Consider the following 21,016-nt stretch of genomic DNA (forward strand, 5'->3'; position numbering starts at 1 on the left):
GCGCTGCGGTCGAGGTGTTGCGCCGGCAGCGCCACACCGGCCAGCAGATTGCGGCCGAGGTCGGGATCTCTCCGGCGACCGTCAGCCGCATCCTGCAACGGTTGGGATTGAACCGGTTGCGCGACCTGGAGCCAGCCGAGCTGGTGCGGCGCTATGAACGCGAACATCCCGGGGAGTTGATCCACATCGACATCAAAAAGCTCGGCAAGTTCAACCGTGTAGGCCATCGCATCACCGGTGATCGAACTGGCCAGAGCAGCCTGCGTGCCCGCGGTGAAGGACCTGGCTGGGAATACGTCCACGTCTGTATCGACGATGCCTCCCGCATCGCCTTCAGCAAGGTCATGAAGAGCGAGCGAAGGAGCTGTGCCGTGTCTTTCCTCAAGGCAGCGATCGCCTACTACGCCAGCCTGGGCATCAAGGTCGAGCGGGTCATGACCGACAACGGCTCTTGCTACAAATCCTTTGCCTTCCGCAAAGCCTGCAGACGTCTCGGCCTGAAGCACATCCGCACCAGGCCCTACACGCCCAAGACCAACGGCAAGGCTGAACGCTTTATCCAGACCAGCCTGCGCGAGTGGGCCTATGCCCGCGCCTACAACACCTCAAAAGAACGAGCCGACGAGCTGCCGAGGTGGCTTCACCGCTACAATTGGCATCGGCCTCATGGCAGTATCGGTTCCGTGCCACCCATCAGCAGACTCGCTCTAAACAGGAACAACCTGTTGAGGCTCCACATCTAGAGCGTCCGCTGTTCGATGAAAGCTGTTTCCGCATGAGCGCTGCTCCGGCTAAATGCTCTCGAACAATAGAGAGCCGCAGAAGCGCAGGTATTTCCAGAACGCACGTCCTGCTCCCAGGTGGCACGAAGAGCGGAGCGTCTGGTCCTCTCAGCTTTGCATCGTTATTCGCGCAATGCCTCCGTCGTCGGCTCGCCCTGGCTGCAAAGGCGGTCGTTTTGGCCTCGGTCGTCTAACCCGCTTGCGCTATCTCAGCACGGCCCGCGCATGAGCGAGTTCACGGCTGCATGCGGCGGTGTCGCCGATGCGATCAGCGGCGCGAGCGCGGTCGAGTGAATCCAGCGCATCCGTAAAATCAGGACCGTTGCCGTGCTCGGCAGCAGCAAGTGAGCGGGGCGTGGGCTGATAACTGCGTAGAGCGTTGAGGCTCTCCCGCTGCCATCCATGTGAGCCCGCATTGTGCTCTATGGCCAAATCCAACTGGGCCTGAGTTCGCGCGATCGCACTCATGCAGGGGCCTGCGTGAGCCGGCGATGCTGCGTACAGCAGGACGAAGATGGCGACGTGACGTTTTGCGGCTGATGTCATTGTCCGATCCTTTGCGTGGAGGAAATGTCAGAAGCTCCCCCTTCAATAGCAGAGAGAGCACCGATCGTCTTTCGCGTACGAATGTCGCTCGCCTGTCATGGTGCGTTCTCCATCTGTCGAAATGCGCGTCTTAGATAGGGCGCGGGAGGAGAGCGCGTGAGTCATCGTTCGAGTCCCGGCGTTTGCTGGCGTGCGAAGTGACAAGGATAGTTGTTTGCGGAAATACGAACACAACCAACGAAACTAGTGTCGCATCATTCCAACCCGGAGTGATCTGAGATGAAACACCTCAAAGCCTGCCTGGCCGTCACGGCCGCCCTTTCGCTGTTCGCGGCCGTCACCCCGGCGAGCGCGGAACCCCTGAAGAATATCGTCCTGGTGCACGGCGCCTGGGTGGATGCATCCGGCTGGAAGCCGGTTTATGACATCCTGGCCAAGGAAGGCTTCCACGTCACCATGGTGCAGGAGCCGGAGACGTCGTTTGCCGATGATGTCACCGCGGCTAAGCGCGTGCTCGATCTCCAGGACGGCCCCACGCTCCTCGTCGGTCATAGCTACGGCGGATCGATCATCACCGAGGCGGGCGTTCATCCCAACGTGGTGGGCCTCGTTTACGTTGCGGCCCATGCGCCCGATGTCGGAGAGGACGAATCGGCGCTGGGCAAGAAAACGCCGAGCGTGCTGGGCAAGACCGAGGGCGTCATCAAGGTCACGCCGGACAAGTTCACCTATCTCGATCCCGTGCAATTCCCAAAACTGTTCGCGCCCGATCTGCCGCGCGAGCGGGCCGAGTTCGTCGCGCGCTCCCAGGTCCTGGCCGCCACGCAGGTGTTCAGCACGCCGCTGACGGCGGCTGCGTGGAAGACGAAGCCGAGCTGGGGCATCGTTGCCGGCGGCGACCAGATCATCAACCCGGATCTCGAGCGCTGGTACTACGAGCGCGCCAAGAGCCAGACCACCGTCATCCCGGGCGCCAGCCACTCGGTATACGAGTCGCATCCCAAGGAAGTGGCGGCTGTCATCGCCCGCGCCGCGCGCAGTGTCGCGCAACCGGTCACCCGTTGACGATACCTTCCGCTGGCCTCGACGCACGGCCAGCAGAAGAAAGACTGGCGGGNCCCGCCAGTCTGACTGCCTGCGGAAATCTGTTCGCCAGGACTCTCTTCGTCGGTGCTCATCAAAGGCCAGGCCCATGACGTCAAATCCAATCGTGATGGCGCTGGCGCCGGTTTTCTTCGTCATGCTGCTCGGATATGCGGCGGGCAGGATCCGCATCGTCGACAATCATCACGTCGAGGGCCTGAACGCACTGGTGATGGATTTCGCGCTGCCGGCCTCACTATTTGCCGCGACCGCGTCAGCCTCGCGCAGCCAGACGATTGAGCAGGTTCCGCTCTTCCTGGTCTCCGGCCTGACGATGCTGGTGCTTTACGTCGCCTGGTATTGGTACGCGCGCACGTTCACCGGAGCGACCAAATCTGATGCATCGCTTCAGGCGTTGACGATCGGCTTCCCAAATCTTGCCGGCGTCGGGCTGCCCATTCTGACGTCCGTGCTGGGACCTGCCGGCACAATTCCGGTTGCCGTCGTGCTGGCAACAGGTTCGATCCTTATCAGCCCTCTTACGCTCATTGTGGTGGAGATGAACACCAGCAAGGCTGAGGGCGCGGAAATGTCGGTGGGCCAGGTGCTGGTGGCAATCCGGCGCGCGCTGACCAAGCCAGTCGTGCTGGCGCCCGCACTTGGGATACTGCTTTCATTGTCTGATCTGAATCTCGATGCACTTGCCCATGCCTGCCTCGCGCTGATCGGGAACGCGACTGCCGGCGTGGCTCTTTTCGTGACGGGCCTCGTCCTGTCGGCCCAGTCGTTCCGGCTCGATTGGAAGGTCGTCGCCGCAACAGCGGCGTCAGACATCATCCGGCCGCTGCTGGCGGCTGCGATTGTCTATGGCCTTCGGGTTGCTCCGGATACCGCGAAGACGGCCATTCTGCTCGCCGCGGGGCCGTCCGGCTTCGTCGGGATCCTGTTTGCCGTCAATTACCGGCTGGATTCCGCGACGGCGGGTTCGATGGTTACCGCGAGCACCGGATTCAGCATCGTGACAATGGCGATTGCGATCGCCGTACTCTTTCCTCATTAGCCAGCGTCGATGGGGTTGCGATCCCGTGCTCGACCGGCGCGGTAGATCTCGTTTGACGGAATGCCGTTGATCGCGTGCCGGCCGTTCGCAAAAACAGGGCCGTCCCGTGGGGGAGGACGGCCCTGAGAGGCTCTCATGCCCGGGAGGGGGAGGCTGGAGCCATGACTGGGGTCTCAGTCATTTACGTCCGCAGCATCGCCGATGGGGCGGAAAAAATCTTTCATGAACCCTGGAAGTTTCTCATTTCGCATGATTCACGCCGCTCAGCCGGCGCGACACGAGGCAAAGTGTTGCGCGCCGGAGCCGGATCGCTGCTGAAGGCCGCGGTCGAAGACAGTTCATTGCGCCTGGCGCATCGCCAGCGCGCCGGCGTGTCGCCCGTGATGCGTTTGAAGACGGTCGAGAAATGTGCCTGTGTGCAGAAGCCGACGGCCAGCGCGATCTCGGCCAAGGGCGTCTCGCTATTCGACAGCAGCGATTTCGCATGTTCGATGCGCTGATGCAGGAGGTACTCGCGCGGCCGGTATCCCGTCGCAGCGCGGAACTGCGCTGCAAAGTGCATGCGCGACAGTCCCGCGACCCTGGCAAGATCCGACAGGCTGATGCAGCGGTCGAAGTGCGTCCTGACATATTCCTCGACGCGTCGGAGCCGCCATTTCGGTAGCGCGTTGACTTTCGTGCGCGGCAACTCGCGATGGGCAACGTGCATCGCCAGCGTCTGACCAATGCAGCGGGCAAATTCCTGGTCGGCGGAAGCGCCGTGCTCGGTCAGAGCCTTTGCGAGCTGTTCGGCAAACGGATCACGCAAAAGGACCAGGTCGTTTAGGCCCTCGGCCGTAAGGAATTCCGTCTCCGATTGCGGCGATGGAAAGCAGTTTGCGGACACGTGGAAGTGCAGGAAGTCACACGGCGCATGGAACTGCGCGCTGAGCTGTTTCGAGGGGGCGCCGACATACAGCGTGCCCGCCGGCATGATGCCGTCGAAGACGGTCTGGTTGCCCCTGGTCAGCTTGAGGCGCGTCGTCTTCAAGGCGATGGAGAAGAAATATCGGTCGGGAGGCGTGGTGGCCTCTTCGTGCCGGACGGCAGCTTGGGCATAGGTCCAGCGCGAGATCGTGATGTCCTCGGGTGCGGCGCCGGCGCGTTGCTCGGGCCGGCGCCATTTCCGTTCGTGGGGAAACGCGCGTGTCTGCTGGGGGGCCTCCGGTTCGCACCGGCTGCCTTCATAGCTCAACCAGGCGCCGGACGCTTGCGTGTCGGTAAGCATCGTTCGTCCCATATCTTAAGTCCTGCTACCGCCGCCGAATGCAACAAGTCGATGCCTAGACGATATGTCTGATGCCGTCGCAAAGCTCGTTATCGATGCTTAAGAACTGTTAGATTTTGCAAATGCGGCAGGTGCGACGGCATGTCGCAAAAACGTCAATAGGACCAAAGGGATCAAGTAGTTGCACTGCGGCAGCCGACCCGGTCGGCTGTGAGAATGTGGCCCGAACGCAAGTCGGATGGGGGGCGAGGTAGAGGGCCGCCGGTCGCCCGACAAGGACGGGAGAAGGAGCTGCACCGCAAAGACCATCACCGAAGCCAGGCGGGCAAGGAGGCACGTCACCAGGAATATCTCCGGATCGTGGCGCGTGGCCTCGACGGCGTCGTGAACTCGCCAACGAGTATGAGGGGTGCCGTGCTTGCCGGTATTTCCGGTCTCCAACCCGCTTGCCAGAATGCACGTCGGCTTCGAACAAAGAGGCCGTCGCGCGGTCCGTGCGGGAAGATCGGCTAGCGTGGTCCGTGACCTGCCAGCGCCTCCTCGAGGCAGCGGATGATCTCGTCGCCGCTGGATGGCTTGCCGAGATAGCAATGCGCGCCCGCCGCCATCACACGCTGGCGAACAGAATCGGAGGGAAACGCCGTCATCAGAATGATCGGGAAGCGGCGGCCGGAGGCATTGAGCCGCGCCTGCAATTCATCTCCGGTGATGACCGGCATCTGGACGTCGGCGATCATGCACGCCGGATCATCTCCCGGCGGCTGCTCGAGGAAGTCGACGCCGGACTCGTAGGTGTGCGCCTCGTAGCCGAGCGAACGCACCAGGCTCGCAAGCGACGTGCGGACGCCTTCGTCGTCGTCCACGATCGCAATCACCGGGGTCTTGGCCATTGGCACACTTTCTGGCCGCCGAGTTCTGCAGGGAGGCTATCTCCCGCAACGCGGCCGTCAGCGCCTTATGTACCGCGGAACGCCCCCACAGGAATTATACTCAGGTTTGGTCCGTAGTCCCGCGGGTCTGGGAAACCCCGAGCGCCTCGGCCTTGCGGACGAGATCGGCCAGCGTCTTGACCCCCATCTTGCGCATGACGTTTCCGCGATGGATCTTGACCGTGATCTCGCTGAGGCCGATCAGGCCTGCGACCTGCTTGTTCATCAGGCCGGCGGTAACATAGCCCATTACCTCGCGCTCGCGCGCGGTCAGTGTTTCATACTGGGCGCGAATATCTTCCTTCGCCGTGGCGTCGGCGCGGCGCTGGGCATCGCGTGCGAGTGCTGCCGTCACGGCATCAAGCATGTCCTGATCACGAAATGGCTTGGAGAGGAAATCGACGGCACCGGCCTTCATGGCGCGCACCGACATCGGAATGTCCCCATGGCCGGTCATGAAGATGATGGGATATCCGATGCCCTGCCGGGTCAATTGACCTTGGAGATCGAGCCCGCTCACCCCGGGCAGCCGGACGTCCAGCACGATGCAGCCGGGCCTGTCGGGCAGCGGGCCGCCGAGCAGCTCGGCCGCCGAGGCGAACAGGCGGGTTTCGAGGCCGACGGATCGGAACAGGCTGTCGAGCGACGCTCGAATCCCTGCATCATCATCGACGATGATGACGACGGAACTCGATGATTTGGCCGGCGGATGCCCTTTGTCAACTGGTCGTGTCATGGCGTGGTATGTTCTTGGCTGTATGGCAGCGTCAGGCGGAACGTCGCCCCCGAACCGGGCGCGCTCTCCACCGACAACTGGCCGCCGTGAGCTTCCACCGTCGTTCGGCAGATCGCAAGCCCCATGCCCATTCCGCCGTGCTTCGTCGTGAAGAACGCATCAAACAGGCGCGGCAGGTCGCGAGGCGCGATGCCGGGGCCGGTGTCCTGTACCGTGATGGCGAGGCTTCTGCTCTCGACGGCGCCGGCGCGCAGCGTGACGATGCGGGGGCTGCTCTGGTCCGACATGGCCTGGCCGGCATTGACCAGCAGATTGACGAGAACCTGCTGAAGCTGGATCCGATCGCCGCGAACCGGTGGCAACCCATGTTCCATCGCGATGGTCAGGGCGACGTTGTCCTTTGCGAGCTCCCGCCCGACCAGGGGGCCGCTTCATCGATGATCTCGCTGATTTGCAGCATGTCCTGCTGGGTATGCGTCTTCTTCAGGAAGGTCCGGATGCGGGTCACGATCTCGCTGGCCCGGCGGCCTTCAGTGACGACGTGACCGATGGTCGCCGCAACCTCGTTCAGATCGGGCACGTCCCGCCGCAGCCAGCGCAAGCCGGCCTCACCGCTTGTGACGATCGCCGCCAGCGGCTGATTCACTTCATGGGCAATGGATGCGCTGAGCTCGCCGAGGGTGGCGACGCGCGCCGCGTGAGCAAGCTCCGCCTGCGCCGCGAGCAGTGCGTCCTGCGACTGTTTGCGCTCGGTGATATCGACGACAAAGGTGAGCACGGTGCGATTCCCATCGGGCTCGGACGGGAAGGTGATGGTAAACAGCACGGGAACCCTGCGTCCGTCGAGCCTGACAAGTTCGGTCTCCCCCTCGTAGAACGGCTCTCCTGCCGCAAAAGCCACCAATGCGCCGAGGAAACTGCGGTCGTCCTCGCCCAGAAGCCTGTCCACGTTCTCGAAGAAGACGGAGGAGCTGCTCGCCCCTGCCATCTTCTGCAGGGCGGGATTGACGTCGGTGATTTTGGCAAGCCCCCGTGCGTGCCGGACGAAATTGGGATTTTGCGCAAGATAATCGCGCAGGCCGGCTTCGCCCGGATCCAGCGAATTCAGCGCGGTTCGAAGGCCGCTCCAGTCCTCTTCGACGACGCCGATCCGGCTGGCGTCAAACATCCGCCGATACCGCCGCTCGCTCTGCACCAGCGCGGCGTGCGCCGCCACGCGGTCCGTGACATCCGTGTGCGTTTCGAAGCACGCCGACCGGCCTGCCGAGATGGTCGGGTTGCTGAGCCCATCGCGCCTCGACGGCGAGCACGGCGCCGGCTTTCGTTCGCTGCTCGACCCTGCCTTCCCATCGGCCGGCGTCAAGCAGAACGGATTCAATGAGGTCACGCTTGTCGGGATACACGGTCTGCAGAAGCTCGTCGGCGACCCGTCCGACCGCGTCTGCAGCCGGCCAGCCATAGGTTTGCTCCGCCGCCTTGTTCCAGAAGGTGATCACGCCGCGCCGATCCCTGACGAAGATCATGTCGTGCGAAAGGTTGAGCAACCGCGCCTGCGCCGCGAGCCTGTTCGTGGCCGCCTGGTTCTGGAGCGCGAGCAACGTCGTGATGGCAATGGCCGCGAGGCTCACCAGCGCGCGCAGGGCGGGTGACGCGATCGCCTTCAAATCGTGCGACAGAACATAGGCCGTCATCGTCAAGACGACGCATGTCGCAGCGGCGATGATGATGTCGTTGCGCCGGTTCGTCCGCGCCGCGAGCAGGATTGCAACGACATAGAGAACCGCAACGGCTCCCTCGAGCGGCGTCAGGACGTCGACGAGAAAGACCGCGAACGCCAGCAGGGCGGACGAGAGCCGCAAGCCGGCGCGGCTTATCGATGAGCCCGTGGCTCGATCATGCGCTGTCATCGTCGATGGTCGTTTATTCTTCGCATTCCAGCCGCGTTGATGCCGTGCTTTGATGCCTCCGACAACATCCGTCCCAATGTTTTTCGTGCTTTGTTGGAAGACGTCCGGTCCCGGTGAGTTGCGCACACTCGCTGATAACATTTTGGAAGGAAAAGCAATGACACGCAGCCATGCTGGCACTTCACGGCCGTCGTGGCGAGCGCGTCACCTTACCGCAGGCGGGCGAGGCGATGTCGGTGAGTCGTTTTGCCGACCGTCCGCCCCCGATGGCGCCGTCGCGATCATACCTAGGTATGATGCAGCCAACCCGAGATTCTAGTGGCGCACCCGCGCGTAGAATGGAGCGCGCGGACCGCCGAACTACTCTGCTCCCATCGCATCCGGACGAGCCTGCTGGCTCTTCGGATCGAAACGGGACAAGGAGGTTCGACGATGTCGCTGCAGATGTCACACCAGCAAGCCGCCAAGGATCATGCGATCGATGTTTCGGGAATCGATCGCCGTCGGCTCAGGCTGTCGAGACTCCCTGACCGGTTCGAGGAAGACGGGATAACGCTGTCTTTGATCCATCTCGACGTGGCTCTGGCGGTCGAGGCTGATGCGACGGATGTAGAGCAATCTGCCGATCACGTACCGAGCTTCAGGGTTTCCGCCAAGCGCCTGGCGAGCGCATCTGTCGAGAACGAGCGAGCGTCTGCAGCAGGGGAATTCACGGATCCGGTCATGCGGCGCCTGTCCGATGCGCTCGCGGCAACCGAATCTACGCATGATCCCCATTCCGCCATCCTGGCCGATGCATTGCGGCTCGCGATCCTGACCCGGAAGTTCAGCCGGCGGACATCTGGCGGTCGGACCGAGTTCGACCCGGCCGGCGGCGTTCGTGAGGATCATGCCGGCCGAACCGTGCGGTCGCTGCAGAGGTGGCGTCTCAAGCGCGTCCTGCAATACGTCGACGACAATCTGAGTGGGAGGATCACGCCTCAGGATCTGGCCACCGTTGCCGGCCTGAGCCGGATGCATTTCGCCGCGCAGTTCCGCGCTGCTATCGGCATTCGGCCTCACGAATATCTGCTGAAGCGTCGCATCGAGCGCGCTCAGGAATTGCTCAAGCAGGCCGATGTCTCCCTCGTCGACGTCGCCTTGACGATCGGCTTCCAGACCCAGGCGCATTTCACCACGGTGTTCAAGCGCTTTGCCGGCGATACGCCGTATCAATGGAGGAGCGCCTATCTCGCGCAATGCATGCCGCTGCCGCGCGCAGGAGCGGGGTCGTCATGAGCAGCATTGACATTCAAGCCCTGCTGATGCCGCTGGCAGGAATGCATTCGGTGCTGACGCACCATGAACTCATGGGGATGATCGAGTTCGTCCGCGCTTTCGGCAACTCGTATCGCCTGGCTGCGTCAGAGCCGGGGGCGAGTATTCTCTACGGCCGCTTCACCTTCAACTTCTGCAGGGTCGTTGTCGCGTGCGTCGCGCGATAGGGGCACATGCCGTATCGGTTGTTCGCATAATCGGCGATGGGAATTCGTAGGAGACGAACGCAGGGCGGCTCTAAGATCACAAGATGATAGGTTCAACTCTCTTTGAACTGCATCGTAACCGAATAGAGATTACGATAAAATATCGAGCGTTGCTTCTGGCTTCCATCTTCGCATGCGCGTTCGCTGCGCCTGCATTATCGCAAGCGGTCGTCGAATATCCCGGCGCCTGCGCGCAGTTCTATCCGGATGCCAACTGCGAGAACTATGGACCCGGCAATCCCTATAGCGGGGGAGATGCTAGCCGCGATCTCGCCGCCAACGCCTTCATGGCGTCACCGGTCCGGCATCCCTCTCTCAGGAAGCATCGCGCCCGCTAGATGATCGCGGGCGAGGCTAACGTCCGGAAGCCAGATCTGCTCGAGAACACGAAACGGAGTTACGAACATGAAACGATTCCGGATGATCCTGGCGGGTGTCGTGCTCGCTTCGAGCGTGCTGACATGCGCAGCCGAGGCGCGCGGCAAGGCCACTGACGGTGACCGCTCGTGGAACGGTGACGGGCGCATCGATGGCAGCAACGATACCTATCGTCGTGGTCCTGACCTGCGCTGGCGCCGCGGTTATCACGATATGGCCAACCGTACCTACGATAGCGACGGCCGGCACTGCTATTTCCCCGCGGAGTGGCCGAAGCCTCCGCCTTGGCCGCCGTTCTGCAACTAGGTCGGGGGCTCGAAGGCCGATGCGTCCGCTTGGCGTTGCGAGTGCATCAGAAGTTCGCGGCCATTGCGGCGAGGCGTTGATGTGCCCTTTCACGCGCAGCCTCGATTGGTTGCTGCGGTCCGGTGGTTGGCCCGATCGGCACGAAACGGACATTGCTGATACCGACAAAACGCAGGATCTCTCGCAGGTAGGGCGTTGCCATATCGATGCGACCACGATTCATTCCGGTGGCGAAATCGCTGCCGCTGGCGAGGATCACGAGCGTCGGCCGGTCCTTCAGCAGCGGGACATAACCCTGCGACCGGTCAAACCGAAAGGTGAGCCCGGGCTGGACGATGATGTCGAACCACTGCTTGAGTTTGTAGGGAATGCCGAAGTTCCACATCGGCGTCGAGATCAGCACCCGGTCGGCGAGCGCAAAGCGCAGGGCCATCCGCTCGGCCTCGGCAAAGCTGTCGCGTTGCGCGTCGTTGAAGGCCTGGGCCTTCATGCGCGCATATTTGGCCTCGACGATGGGCCCCGAGAATTCCGGCATCCGCTCCCGCCAGATGTTCACGACATCGACGTCCCAGTCCGGTCGAGCCTGGCGAAAGCGGTCGACGAAGACGCGCGCGCCGGCACTCGACTCCGAATCGGGGCGGGGCGAGCAGGACAGGTGCAGGAGCTTTGCCACCGCTCATCCCAGCGCTCTGATGACGGCATCCGCCCTTGTGACGACAGCGACGTTCTGCATGGCAAAATTGATCGAGGCGTTGTGCCAGTCGGCGTTCATGGTCGAGCAGCAATCTTCGGGGACGATCATGAAATAGCCCTTGTCGGCGCCGGTCCGTGCCGTGTGCTCGACCGACATGTTGGTCCATGCGCCGGTGTTGATGATCATGTCGCGCCCGGTCGCCTTCAGGATCGTCTCGAGCCGGGTGCCCTCCCAGGCGCTCATCCGCATCTTCTCGACCACGAAATCGCCGGGCCGCGGCTCGAGGCCGGAGACAGGCGCCGCGCCCCAGCTTCCGCGAATCATCGCCTTGGCGTCGACGAGGCCCTCGAACAACGGCGCGTTCAGCGTCACGCCGGGGGCGCCGGGCTCGACGACGAACCAGACGTGGATGATGGCGACGCCGCGGGCACGCGCGGTTTCGGCGAGGCGGCGGACGTTCTCGACCACATGCTGCTGGCGCGCATGACCGGGTGCGCCGGACTCGGCAAATGCGCCGCCGTCCATGATGACGTCGTTCTGGAGGTCCTGGATGATCATTGCGCAACGCTCCGGATCGAGCCGCATCTCGCCGTCGGCGAGGATGGGCGCGGCGGGAGCGGAGCCCGCGGCCGCAGTGCCGCTACCGCGTTTGCCGCTCATATACGGCTCATGGCGTGGTCCGGCCTTGATCGGGATGGCATAGACCGAGTGGGTGGAGGTCAGATAGAGCGTGCGGAAATCGGGGCCGCCCCAGGCGAGGTTGGCGACGAGCTCGGGCACGCGGACCTTGCCGAGCAGCTCGCCGCGTGGCGAATAGACCCACACGCCGCCGGGCGCGGTGACCCAGACATTGCCGTGCTGATCGCACTTCATGCCGTCGGGCACGCCGGGCTCGAGCTCGGAGCGGATGCCGCTTGCGAACACGCGCGCGTTCGACAGCGAGCCGTCACCATCGACATCGAAGACCCGGATCAGCGCCTGCACGGTGTCGTTGACATAGAGCAGCTTCTCGTCCGGCGAAAAGCACAGCCCGTTCGGCTGATCGAACAGGTTGCGGTCGACCACGAGCTTCGGCTCGCCGCCAGGCACGACGCGATAGACACCCTGAAAGCCAAGCTGTCGCGGCCGCTCGACGCCATAGACCGGCATGCGGCCATACCAGGGGTCGGAGAAGTAGATTGCACCGGAGGAGTGCACGCAGACGTCGTTGGGGCTGTTGAGCTCCTGGCCCTGGAAGTGCGAGGCCAGCACCTCGCGCAGTCCGTCCGGCCGCTCGCGGACGAGCGACGATGTCGCGTGCTCGCAGACGATCAGGTTGAGCTCGGCGTCATAGGTCATGCCGTTGCACTTGTTCGACGGGCGTTTGACCTCGACGACGCCGCGCCGCGCATCCCAGCGCCGGCGCACGTCACCCGGCATATCCGAGAACAAGAGGTAATGATCGACCGGATGCCAGATCGGCCCCTCCGTGAAATCGAAGCCTGTTCCGACCTGCGCTACGGGCGCGTAGGGGTCGATCAGGGTCTCGAATTCGGAGCGCAAGGTGACGTGCGTCATCGGTCGATCCTCAGAAGCATGATCCGGAAAATGTGAAGCGGTTTTCCGAACGGATCATGCGTGAATAAAGTACGTCAGGCCGGGAACCAGTTGCGCTGGGGCAGCGATTGAACGATCGGTCCGGGGACCTGGTCGTGTAGCCGTCCCACGATATTGCCGCCTTCGATCTTGGCGGGCCGGTCGTGCACCGGCAACAGGTAGCGCGAATTGCTAAGCAGCTTCTTGATGGCGGCCTTCTCCGCCCGCTTGGTGGTGCCGTGGTTGCCGGTGGTGCGTGGCTCCCAATCGTGGATCTCGTTGAAGGGCGTGACGATCTGATCGTTGAAGTCGTAGATCACATCACCGCAGATGGTCGCGATGCCGTCGCCGGTGTGAACGATGATGTTCATCGAGCCCTCGGTATGGGCGCTGGCGGCATCGCAATAGACGCCGGGCATCAACTCGATCGGGCCGGTGATCTCCAGATCGAGGAAGCGAAGCGCGCTCTTGGTGTGGAGGCGATCAATGAGATGCTTGATGTCGGGTGCCGGATATTGCGGGTGCATCAGGCCGGACACCGAATATTCGAGCTCGCGGCGGTTGACGACGACAGTCGTGTTCATCGGGAACAAATCGTCCTTGCCGGCGTGATCGATGTGCAAATGGGTGTGGCAAACGAAGCGGACGTCGCCCATGCGCACGCCGTGGCGGGCGAGCTGGTTCTCGATCATGTTCTCGTGGTATTGCAGGCCGCGCATGCCCAGCGTCTCCATGATCTGGTTGGAGCGGTAGCCGGTGTCGACCACGACCGGGTAGGGGCCGCCGAGGATCAGGAAACCGAGGGTGAGAACACGGCGGGTGCGGCCGCAGTCACGGCCGAGAACCAGAAAGCTCGATTCCAGCTCGATATCGCCATAGTCCAGAATCTTGATCTCCAGCGCCATTCGTTTCCCTCCCTGTGTCTGCTTCTTGTCCGTGATCGCTACGGCCCGAGCCGATAGACGCGCGTCGCGGTGCTCTTGAAGATCGCGTCCTGCTGCCCGGCGCTCAACGGCGCAGCTGCTACGCGAAAAGCGTCGACGAGCTCGCGATAGCTGGTCCACAATTTTTCGATCGGAAAATTGGAGCCGAACAGGCAGCGCTCGGCGCCGAAGATCGCGACGGTGTCGGCGAGCACCGCGGCGATGTGCGCGGGATCGTTGCGATGGATGAAGGTGCCGAGCCCCGAGAGCTTTGAAACCACGTTCGGACATGCCGCCAGCCGGGCCATCCCGGCGCGCCAGGCGGCGCGGCCCGCCGGCGAGATGTCCTCCAGCATGCCGGCATGCTGGAGGATGAAGGTCACCTTGGGACAGGCCTCGGCGAGCTGCGCCGCATCCGGCATCTGCGGCGTGAACACCTGCAAATCAAAGCTCCAGCCAAAGTCGGAAAGATGCGCGACGTTGCGGCGGATCACGGGATCGACGCAGAGGTCGGGCCGCGTGGCAAAGCGATAGAGCGGATTTTCGTGCCAGTGCAGTTGCATGCGCACGCCGCGCACGAGGGAATTGCGCTTCAGCCGGTCGAGCTGCGGCCGGACGTCCTCGACGGCAAAATTGGCATAGGCGACGATCGCGTGCGGCCAGCCGTGTTCGTCGGCCGTCCGCTGCACCCAGGCCGCCTCGTCCTCGAAACGGTCGTTGGCCCAGTTGGTCTGGACGTAGATCGATCGGGTGACGCCGGTGCCCTTGAGGTCGTCGAGATATTCCTGGATCGGATAATCGCGCCGGATCGGCTCGTAAGGGCCGAAGATGCGGGGCTGCATGGGGCCGATCAGCCAGGGCAGGTCAGTCTGCCGCCAGATGTGATGATGTCCATCGACAATATCGGTCACGCAGCTCTCCTTCGTCCCAGTGCCAGTAGATGCGCGACGATCGACGCGCTCGATCCGCCGTCGACGAGGTCGTCGACGTAACGCGCAATGGCGATAAGCGCCTCCGTCTGCGGGCGAAAGCCCGGGCCTGTCGCAAGCGGCGTCAGCCAGCTCAAGCGCCACGCGCGTCGCGAGAGTTTTGCGACCGCGTCGCGCAGCGCATCGGGATCGCCGCGCTCCAGCCCATCCGAGACGACGATAACGGCCGCCCCGCGCGCATAGCCGCCGAACCGCGGCACCGCAAGAAAGGCTTGCAGCGCATCGCCGATCCGGGTGCCGCCGTCCCAGTCGCTGACGAGATGTGCGGCCGCATTCAGCGCCTGCTCGCGGTGCTTCAACCGCAGCGCGCGGGTGACGCGGGTGAGCCGCGTGCCGAAGGTGAAGACCTCGATATTTCGCGCGGCCTGCATCAACGCATGCGCGAGCTTCATGTTCTCCTCGGTGCGGCCTTTCATCGAGCCGGAGACGTCGATCAGGAGCAGCATCTTTCGCGGCCGCTGCCGCCGCTTCAGGCGCCCCAGCCGCAGGATCTCGCCGTCGTTGCGGACAGTCTCGCGCAAGGTGCGGCGCAGGTCGGCAAAGGGACCGCGACGGGTACGCATGCGCCGGTGGCCGCGCCGCCGCGGCAGGCGCCTGGGGGCCTCGCGCGCCAGGCGCCGGAGCGCGTCGGTCGTGGAGAGCTGGGCGAAACGCCGCTCGACCAGCGCCTCCGCGCGTGTCGCGGTGAGGCCGGACTCGCTGGCGTCGTCGGAGAACAGTGGCTCCTCGTCGCCGCGGCCCTCCTCCTGGAGGCGGACAGTCTCGTCGTCCTCGCCGTCGTCGGCATGTTCGATCGCCTCGCTGCCCCGGAAGTGGAGATCGAACAGCCGGTCGAAGGTCGCGCGGCGCTCGGGCGGCGGGCCGAGCGTGGCCAGCGCCGACTGTCTGATGTCGTTGAGGTCGCGCGGGCCGAGCAGCTCGATCGCCGCGAGATATGCAGCAGTTTGCTCCGGCGCGACGGCAAAGCCGTTGGCGCGCAGCAGCGTGACGAAGGAGACGAAGATGCGTACGGCGCGCGGGAGCTCTGGTTCGGTGCTCATGCGGTGGCCTCCGCGAGCATCGCGTCCAGCCGCGGCGAGATGAAGTGCAGGTCCTCTTCGTCCTTGAGCGCCACGCCGATCGAGCGTTTGAAGGCGTCCGGCCAGCGCGCGCCGCCCTTGTGCAACAGTGTCGCCGCTTCGGCCCAGTCGACGGCCTCCGCAATGCCCGGCGCCTTGCTGAGCGGTTCGCGCCGCAATTTCCCGACGGCCGCGACGACGGCCCGCGCGGTCGCTTCGGCGACGCTGGAGGCCCGGAGCATCACGATGCGGGCCTCTCGTTCTTCCGTGGGATAGTCGATCCAGTGATAGACGCAGCGGCGGCGCAGGGCTTCGTGCAGGTCGCGCGTCCGGTTCGATGTCAGCACGACGACGGGACGTTCGGCCGCGCGCACCGTACCGCGTTCGGGAATGGAGATCTGGAAGTCCGACAGGAACTCGAGCAGGAACGCCTCGAACTCCTGGTCGGCGCGGTCGATTTCGTCGATCAGGAGCACGGTGGAGTCGGGCGCGCGGAGCGCCGCCAGCATCGGCCGCTCGATCAAGAACGTCTCACCATAGATATCGATGCTCTCGTCGCCGGCTTGGCGAATCGCGAGCATCTGGCGCGGGTAGTTCCACTCGTAGAGCGCTGCGGCGGAATCGATGCCCTCGTAGCATTGCAGGCGGATCAGCCGGCGGCCGAGAACGGCGGCAATGGCTTTTGCCGCTTCCGTCTTGCCGACACCCGGAGCGCCTTCGAGCAGGAGCGGCTTGCCGAGTGCAAGGCCGAGATAGGCCGCGGTCGCGAGTCCTCCGTCGGCGAGGTAATAGGCCGCGCGCAGCGCCTTCTCCAGCGCTTCGGGGCTGTCGATGCCAACGATGTTGCCGTGGACCGTCACGACGAACCTCTAGCGCCGCGCCTGCGGCCGCGCGCCGCCCTGGGCCTTGATCGCGCGCAGCACCTTTTCCGGGGTAATCGGCAGATCGTCGATGCGCACACCGACGGCGTTGAAGATCGCATTTGCGACGGCCGGAAGCACGGGATTCGCGCACATCTCGCCGGGACCCTTGGCGCCGAAGGGACCGTCGGGCGCGGGACGTTCCAGCACGGCGATATCGTGCGGGCAGATGTCGCCGGGGCCGGGCATGAGATACTCGACGAAATCGCGAGGGCCGTGAACGGGGTCGGGGTAGTAGGGCTCCGGCGTCTCGTACAGCGCGTGGCTGACACCCATCCAGGCGCCGCCGACGAGCTGCTGCTCGACGAGCCGTGGGTTGAGCGCACGGCCGAGTTCATAGGCAGAGTCCATGCGGACCATCGCGACCTCACCGGTCTCGTCATCGACCTCGACCTCGGCGACGAGGCAGGCATGGGCGTAGCAGGTCGCCGGCGACATCTCGCCGGTCTCCGGATCGACGTCGGAGAGGGGTACAAGGAAGATGCCGCGGCCGGAGATGGTCTTGCCCTGCTTGAACTGGGCGGCAATCGCGACATCCTTGGTCGAGATCGAGCGGTGCGGCGCGCCCTTGACGTGTATGTTGCCACGGCCGTCGGTCTCAAGATCGGCAGCGTTGACTTCCAGCTCCTCTGCCGCAGCTTCCATCATGACGCCGCGCGCCTCGCGGGCTGCAGCCATTACGGCATTGCCGACGCGATGGGTGCCGCGCGAGGCGAACGAGCCCATGCAGTGCGGGCCGGTATCGGAGTCCGCCGTGTCGACATAGACATCCTCGACGGGCACGCCGAGCGTCTCCGCGCAGATCTGGCGCGTCACCGACTTCATGCCCTGGCCGAGGTCGATCGACGACAGCGCCACCGTGAACTTGCCGCTCGGATTGGAATGCACCAGCGCCTGGCTCGGATCGCCGCCAAGGTTCATGCCGATGGGATAGTTGATCGACGCCATGCCGCGTCCGCGATGCCGGGTCATCTAGCGCCTCCTTGTGCCGAAGACGGAGGAGAAGCGGGTTGCGCCGTGGGAGGGCGCCGTGGGCCTCGGCGGAGGCGGCGGCGGTACCGGTGGTGGCGGTGGTGGCGGTTCGCGCGGCGGTTCGCGGGTCATCGCCGGGCCACGGTCATAGGTGGTGCGCTGCTGCGCGGGCGCGGCGGGTCGGGTGCGCGCATCCGTCGGTGTCGGCGGAATAACGGCGCGACTGCCGCCGCCATCCTTGCGCGAGGAGGCGCGTTTGAACTCGTCGCGGATCGGCCATTTGGCCTTCTCGGCCGCGACCTGCACGCATTCGATCAGCGCGGTGTTCTTGGCCTCGCGCCGGTGCGCCTTCATGTCGCCGTCGCGATACGCATTGAGGATGCGGAACTCCATCGGGTCCATGCCGACGAGATTTGCGAGCTTGTCCATCTGGCATTCGATCGCAAAGTCGATCGCGGTGACGCCGAAGCCGCGCATCGCGGTTGCGGGCGTCCGGTTGGTGAAGACGCAATAGACGTCGCCATAGACGTTCGGGATGGTGTAGGGGCCGGGCAGATGGGCGGCGCATTTCACCGCGGCGTAGCTCGAAAGCCTGGTATAGGCGCCGCTGTCGAAATAGGCGCGGATCTTCCGCGCCACGATGCGGCCGTCGCGCATGACGCCGTCCTTGATGTAGATGCGTTCGGCGCCGCGCGGCGGGCCGTATTGCATCTCCTCCTCGCGCCCAAAAACGTAGCGCACCGGCCGTCCCGTCAGCATCGCGCCGAGGATCGCGAGCGGTTCCGTCAGCGTGTCCACCTTGCCGCCAAAGCCGCCGCCGACCGTGCCGCCGATGAAGTGGAAGGTATTGGAAGGCACGTCCAGGATCTTGGCGCAGGTGTCGACCGAGAAGAACAGCGCCTGCGTCGAGGTGTAGACGACATAGCGGCCATTGGTGTCGGGCGCGGCGATCGCGCCGTTGGTCTCGGTCGGTGCGTGCTCGATCGGCGACATCTGATAGCGCTGTTCGAGCACGTGATCGGCGGTCGCGAGCGCCGCGTCGGCATCGCCGAATCGGAGCTTTTGATGATCATAGACGTCGTGATAGGTGAAAGTGTTTTTGGGATAGGTCTCGTTGACCACGGGGGCGCCTGGCTTGAGCGCGTCCTCGACGTCGAAGACGGCTGGCAAGGGCTCGTAGTCGATCCGCACTTTTGCCACGGCCTCGAAGGCCTCGCGCTCGCTGTCGGCGACGATGGCGACGATCGGCTCGCCCTTGTAGCGGACCTTGTCGACCGCAAGCGACGGCTCGTCGTCCTTGCCGAAATTGATCAGGCTCAGCAGCGTGTTGAGATTGCGCGGCACGTCGGCGCCGCGGATGATCCGGCGCACGCCGGCCGATCGCTCGGCCTCGGTGGTGTCGATGCGGCGGAGCCGGGCATGGGCCTGCGCCGAGCGAACGACCTTCAGATGCAGCATGCCTTGCAGCTTGTGATCGTTGAAATAGCTCGACGTGCCCGTGACATGGCCGAGCATGTCCTGGCGCTGCGTGCCCTTGCCGATCTCCTTCAGGTTATCGTCGCGCTCGTCGGCAAAAATGTCCTTGCGCAGTTCCAGCATGGCACGTCCCTTAAGCGCTGGCCCGGCCGCCCGCGGCGGCGAGGATGGCATTGATGATCGGCTCGTAGCCGGTGCAGCGGCAGATGTTGCCGGAGATCGCTTCGACGACCTCGGCGCGGCTCGGGGAGGGATTGCGGTCGAGCAGGGCTTTTGCGGCCATCAGCATGCCCGGCGTGCAATAGCCGCACTGGGCGGCAAAGTTGTCGGCGAAGGCGCGCTGGAGCGGATGCAGGTTCGGGCCTTGCTTCATGCCGTCAAGCGTCTCGATGGAGCGGCCGGCGACCGTTTCGGCCAACGTCAGGCAGGACAGGTGAAGCTCCCCGTCGATCAGCACGCTGCACGTGCCGCAGCCGCCCTGGCCGCAGCCGAATTTGGGCGTCATGTCGCCGATCAGCTCTCGGAGCGCCACGAGCAAATTGGTACCGCCGTCGACGAAGATCGCGACGTCGCGGCCGTTGTGGCGAAATTGCAGGGGGGTTTTCGACATGGCGGTCTACTCCTGGCCGGACAGCAGGCGACGCAGGTGGACGCCTACGATCTCGCGGCGATACCAGGCGCTGCCGAGCGCGTTGTCGGAGGGCGATGTTCCTTCAGTGACCGCGGAGGCCGCCGCGCTGATGGTCGCGGCATCGAGGATGCGTCCTTCCAGCGCACGCTCCGCTGCTTTGGCGCGGATCTGGGTCGGCGCCATCGATCCGAGCGCAATGCGGGCGCCGGCGATGCGCCCTCCGCTGATCGGCAGGTGCGCGGCCAGCGTGATGACCGAGCCACCCTTCGGCTTGATGCGCGCAACCTTGCGATAGCGAAATGCCTCCGCACTGGTCGGCCGCGTGCAGGAAACCGACAGCACCAGCGCGCCGGATTGCCGCTCGCGCGATTGCAGGAATTCCTCGATCGCGATGTCGCGGGCGCCGAAACCGCCTTGCACGGCAACCGTGGCATCGAGCGCGAGCAGCGCCACGGTGAAATCGCCGTAGGGATTTGGCGCAAAGAGGTTGCCCCCGACCGTGCCCATGTTGCGCACGGCGGGGCCTCCGATCGAACGGGCAGGGGCGTGCAGGAATACAAGGTCGCGCTCGCCGAGAATCCTCGCGAAAGTAACGCCCGCGCCCAGTGTGATGCGCGGGCCGGATGCCTCGATCCGGGCCAGCGCCTGGTCGTTGGCGCGGACGACGGTCGAAATCGAGACATCGCCCTCGTTGAGCGCCCGCATCACCAGGGTGCCGCCGCCGAGATAGCGCGCGCCGCGATCCGACGACAATACCGCTGCAGCTTCGGCCGAGTTCGCAAAGGTCTTCACTGTCACGGCCATGTCTATGCGGCCTCCTTCAGGTGCCGGCGGATCGCCTCGAACCCGGCCTGGTAGATGTCTTCCGCGACCATGTGGCTGATGCGGTCCCTGTCCTCGGGCTTGGTGGTGAAGCGCGATTCCCAGTGCCAGAAGGTGCGGTCGCCGTCGGTGACCGGTAAGAGACGGACATGGGCGACGTAGTTGAACATCGGGATCGGGGTATCGAGCAGGCAATAGCTGAAGGTCTGTTCGAGGTCGGACAGCGCCAGCAATTGTTCGCGCAGCTCGGAGCCGTCCTTGAGCTTGAATCGTCTGACGCAGCCGATCTTGTCGGCGGATTGCGCGCGTTCGATGGAGGAGGTCGCAACCGCCGGATGCCAGCGGTCGTGGCCGTTGAAATCGCGCAGCACGCTCCACACCGCGTCGGTCGGCGCATTCAGGATCGTGCTTTTCACGATATGCGGCACGCTACACCTTG

25 protein-coding genes are annotated in these 21,016 nt (G+C 64.3%); 6 read left to right on the forward strand and 19 right to left on the reverse strand.

Features of this window, described 5'->3' with window-relative positions; all coding sequences use genetic code 11:
- On the forward strand, nt 1-743 hold a 743-nt coding region (locus AYJ54_RS04265; RefSeq protein ID WP_063696775.1), incomplete at its 5' end, for an IS481 family transposase.
- Between the two features lie 243 nt (nt 744-986).
- Here the strand turns inward: AYJ54_RS04265 and AYJ54_RS46665 are convergent.
- Nucleotides 987-1,328: a hypothetical protein gene (locus AYJ54_RS46665; protein WP_082905473.1), complete on the reverse strand. Its 342-nt coding sequence runs from the start codon at nt 1,326-1,328 to the stop codon at nt 987-989.
- A gap of 279 nt (nt 1,329-1,607) precedes the next feature.
- On the opposite strand from AYJ54_RS46665, the gene AYJ54_RS04270 reads away from it, so the two are divergent.
- Together AYJ54_RS04270 and AYJ54_RS04275 are read left to right on the forward strand one after the other, a co-directional pair.
- Nucleotides 1,608-2,393 (forward strand): alpha/beta hydrolase, encoded by a 786-nt coding sequence (locus tag AYJ54_RS04270; protein ID WP_063696777.1) that lies wholly within the window; start codon nt 1,608-1,610, stop codon nt 2,391-2,393.
- A 127-nt stretch (nt 2,394-2,520) separates the two neighbouring features.
- Complete coding sequence (locus AYJ54_RS04275; protein WP_063696778.1) at nt 2,521-3,471, forward strand: AEC family transporter; 951 nt, start codon at nt 2,521-2,523, stop codon at nt 3,469-3,471.
- Nucleotides 3,472-3,691: 220 nt separating this feature from the next.
- Here AYJ54_RS04275 and AYJ54_RS04280 read toward each other — a convergent pair whose 3' ends face one another.
- From AYJ54_RS04280 to AYJ54_RS53670, 7 genes are all read right to left on the reverse strand, one after another.
- Nucleotides 3,692-4,738: an AraC family transcriptional regulator gene (locus AYJ54_RS04280; protein WP_063696780.1), complete on the reverse strand. Its 1,047-nt coding sequence runs from the start codon at nt 4,736-4,738 to the stop codon at nt 3,692-3,694.
- Nucleotides 4,739-5,247: 509 nt separating this feature from the next.
- Entirely contained in the window at nt 5,248-5,628 is a 381-nt protein-coding gene (locus AYJ54_RS04285) for a response regulator transcription factor (protein WP_063696782.1), read from the reverse strand.
- 100 nt (nt 5,629-5,728) lie between these two features.
- Complete coding sequence (locus AYJ54_RS04290; protein WP_063696784.1) at nt 5,729-6,403, reverse strand: response regulator transcription factor; 675 nt, start codon at nt 6,401-6,403, stop codon at nt 5,729-5,731.
- Complete coding sequence (locus AYJ54_RS51925) at nt 6,400-6,765, reverse strand: sensor histidine kinase (RefSeq protein WP_245328879.1); 366 nt, start codon at nt 6,763-6,765, stop codon at nt 6,400-6,402. The genes AYJ54_RS04290 and AYJ54_RS51925 overlap by 4 nt, the downstream gene beginning before the upstream one ends.
- 20 nt (nt 6,766-6,785) lie before the next feature.
- Nucleotides 6,786-7,619: a PAS domain S-box protein gene (locus AYJ54_RS51930; protein ID WP_245328880.1), complete on the reverse strand. Its 834-nt coding sequence runs from the start codon at nt 7,617-7,619 to the stop codon at nt 6,786-6,788.
- Nucleotides 7,564-8,310, reverse strand: a complete 747-nt coding sequence (locus AYJ54_RS51935; RefSeq protein WP_245328881.1) for a PAS domain-containing protein — start codon at nt 8,308-8,310, stop codon at nt 7,564-7,566. Before AYJ54_RS51935 ends, AYJ54_RS51930 begins: the two co-directional genes overlap by 56 nt.
- Nucleotides 8,311-8,757: 447 nt before the next feature.
- Complete coding sequence (locus tag AYJ54_RS53670) at nt 8,758-8,940, reverse strand: hypothetical protein (RefSeq protein WP_347337203.1); 183 nt, start codon at nt 8,938-8,940, stop codon at nt 8,758-8,760.
- Nucleotides 8,941-9,324: 384 nt separating this feature from the next.
- Between AYJ54_RS53670 and AYJ54_RS53675 the strand changes: the two genes are divergently transcribed.
- From AYJ54_RS53675 to AYJ54_RS04315, 3 genes are all read left to right on the forward strand, one after another.
- Nucleotides 9,325-9,588 (forward strand): helix-turn-helix transcriptional regulator, encoded by a 264-nt coding sequence (locus AYJ54_RS53675; protein WP_347337205.1) that lies wholly within the window; start codon nt 9,325-9,327, stop codon nt 9,586-9,588.
- Entirely contained in the window at nt 9,585-9,794 is a 210-nt protein-coding gene (locus AYJ54_RS04305; RefSeq protein ID WP_063696788.1) for a hypothetical protein, read from the forward strand. The genes AYJ54_RS53675 and AYJ54_RS04305 overlap by 4 nt, the downstream gene beginning before the upstream one ends.
- A 444-nt stretch (nt 9,795-10,238) precedes the next feature.
- Entirely contained in the window at nt 10,239-10,517 is a 279-nt protein-coding gene (locus tag AYJ54_RS04315) for a hypothetical protein (protein ID WP_136623430.1), read from the forward strand.
- Between the two features lie 46 nt (nt 10,518-10,563).
- On the opposite strand, the gene AYJ54_RS04320 is transcribed toward AYJ54_RS04315, so the two are convergent.
- From AYJ54_RS04320 to AYJ54_RS04370, 11 genes are all read right to left on the reverse strand, one after another.
- Nucleotides 10,564-11,190, reverse strand: coding sequence for an FMN-dependent NADH-azoreductase (locus AYJ54_RS04320; protein ID WP_063696793.1), 627 nt, complete (start codon nt 11,188-11,190; stop codon nt 10,564-10,566).
- 3 nt (nt 11,191-11,193) lie between these two features.
- The gene (locus AYJ54_RS04325) at nt 11,194-12,768 is read right to left on the reverse strand and encodes an isochorismatase family protein (RefSeq protein ID WP_063696795.1); all 1,575 of its coding nucleotides are present in this window, start codon (nt 12,766-12,768) and stop codon (nt 11,194-11,196) included.
- Between the two features lie 74 nt (nt 12,769-12,842).
- Nucleotides 12,843-13,691, reverse strand: a complete 849-nt coding sequence (locus tag AYJ54_RS04330; RefSeq protein WP_063696797.1) for an MBL fold metallo-hydrolase — start codon at nt 13,689-13,691, stop codon at nt 12,843-12,845.
- Between the two features lie 38 nt (nt 13,692-13,729).
- Nucleotides 13,730-14,620 (reverse strand): amidohydrolase family protein, encoded by an 891-nt coding sequence (locus AYJ54_RS04335; protein WP_063696798.1) that lies wholly within the window; start codon nt 14,618-14,620, stop codon nt 13,730-13,732.
- Nucleotides 14,617-15,738: a vWA domain-containing protein gene (locus AYJ54_RS04340; RefSeq protein WP_063696800.1), complete on the reverse strand. Its 1,122-nt coding sequence runs from the start codon at nt 15,736-15,738 to the stop codon at nt 14,617-14,619. Before AYJ54_RS04340 ends, AYJ54_RS04335 begins: the two co-directional genes overlap by 4 nt.
- Nucleotides 15,735-16,616 carry an AAA family ATPase gene (locus tag AYJ54_RS04345; protein WP_063696802.1) on the reverse strand — a complete coding sequence of 294 codons (882 nt, stop codon included), beginning with the start codon at nt 16,614-16,616 and terminating at the stop codon, nt 15,735-15,737. Before AYJ54_RS04345 ends, AYJ54_RS04340 begins: the two co-directional genes overlap by 4 nt.
- 9 nt (nt 16,617-16,625) lie before the next feature.
- Nucleotides 16,626-17,648 carry a xanthine dehydrogenase family protein molybdopterin-binding subunit gene (locus tag AYJ54_RS04350; protein ID WP_027521178.1) on the reverse strand — a complete coding sequence of 341 codons (1,023 nt, stop codon included), beginning with the start codon at nt 17,646-17,648 and terminating at the stop codon, nt 16,626-16,628.
- Nucleotides 17,649-19,247, reverse strand: a complete 1,599-nt coding sequence (locus tag AYJ54_RS04355) for a xanthine dehydrogenase family protein molybdopterin-binding subunit (RefSeq protein ID WP_063696968.1) — start codon at nt 19,245-19,247, stop codon at nt 17,649-17,651.
- 10 nt (nt 19,248-19,257) lie between these two features.
- On the reverse strand, nt 19,258-19,734 hold the full coding sequence (locus AYJ54_RS04360; protein ID WP_063696803.1) for a (2Fe-2S)-binding protein: 477 nt from the start codon (nt 19,732-19,734) through the stop codon (nt 19,258-19,260).
- Nucleotides 19,735-19,740: 6 nt separating this feature from the next.
- Complete coding sequence (locus tag AYJ54_RS04365) at nt 19,741-20,559, reverse strand: FAD binding domain-containing protein (RefSeq protein ID WP_063696805.1); 819 nt, start codon at nt 20,557-20,559, stop codon at nt 19,741-19,743.
- 2 nt (nt 20,560-20,561) lie between these two features.
- A complete protein-coding gene (locus AYJ54_RS04370; protein ID WP_063696806.1) occupies nt 20,562-21,005 on the reverse strand; it encodes an SRPBCC family protein in 444 nt (147 codons plus the stop codon).
- Nucleotides 21,006-21,016 lie beyond the last annotated feature (11 nt).

This window comes from Bradyrhizobium centrolobii (assembly GCF_001641635.1).
Lineage (GTDB): Bacteria > Pseudomonadota > Alphaproteobacteria > Rhizobiales > Xanthobacteraceae > Bradyrhizobium > Bradyrhizobium centrolobii.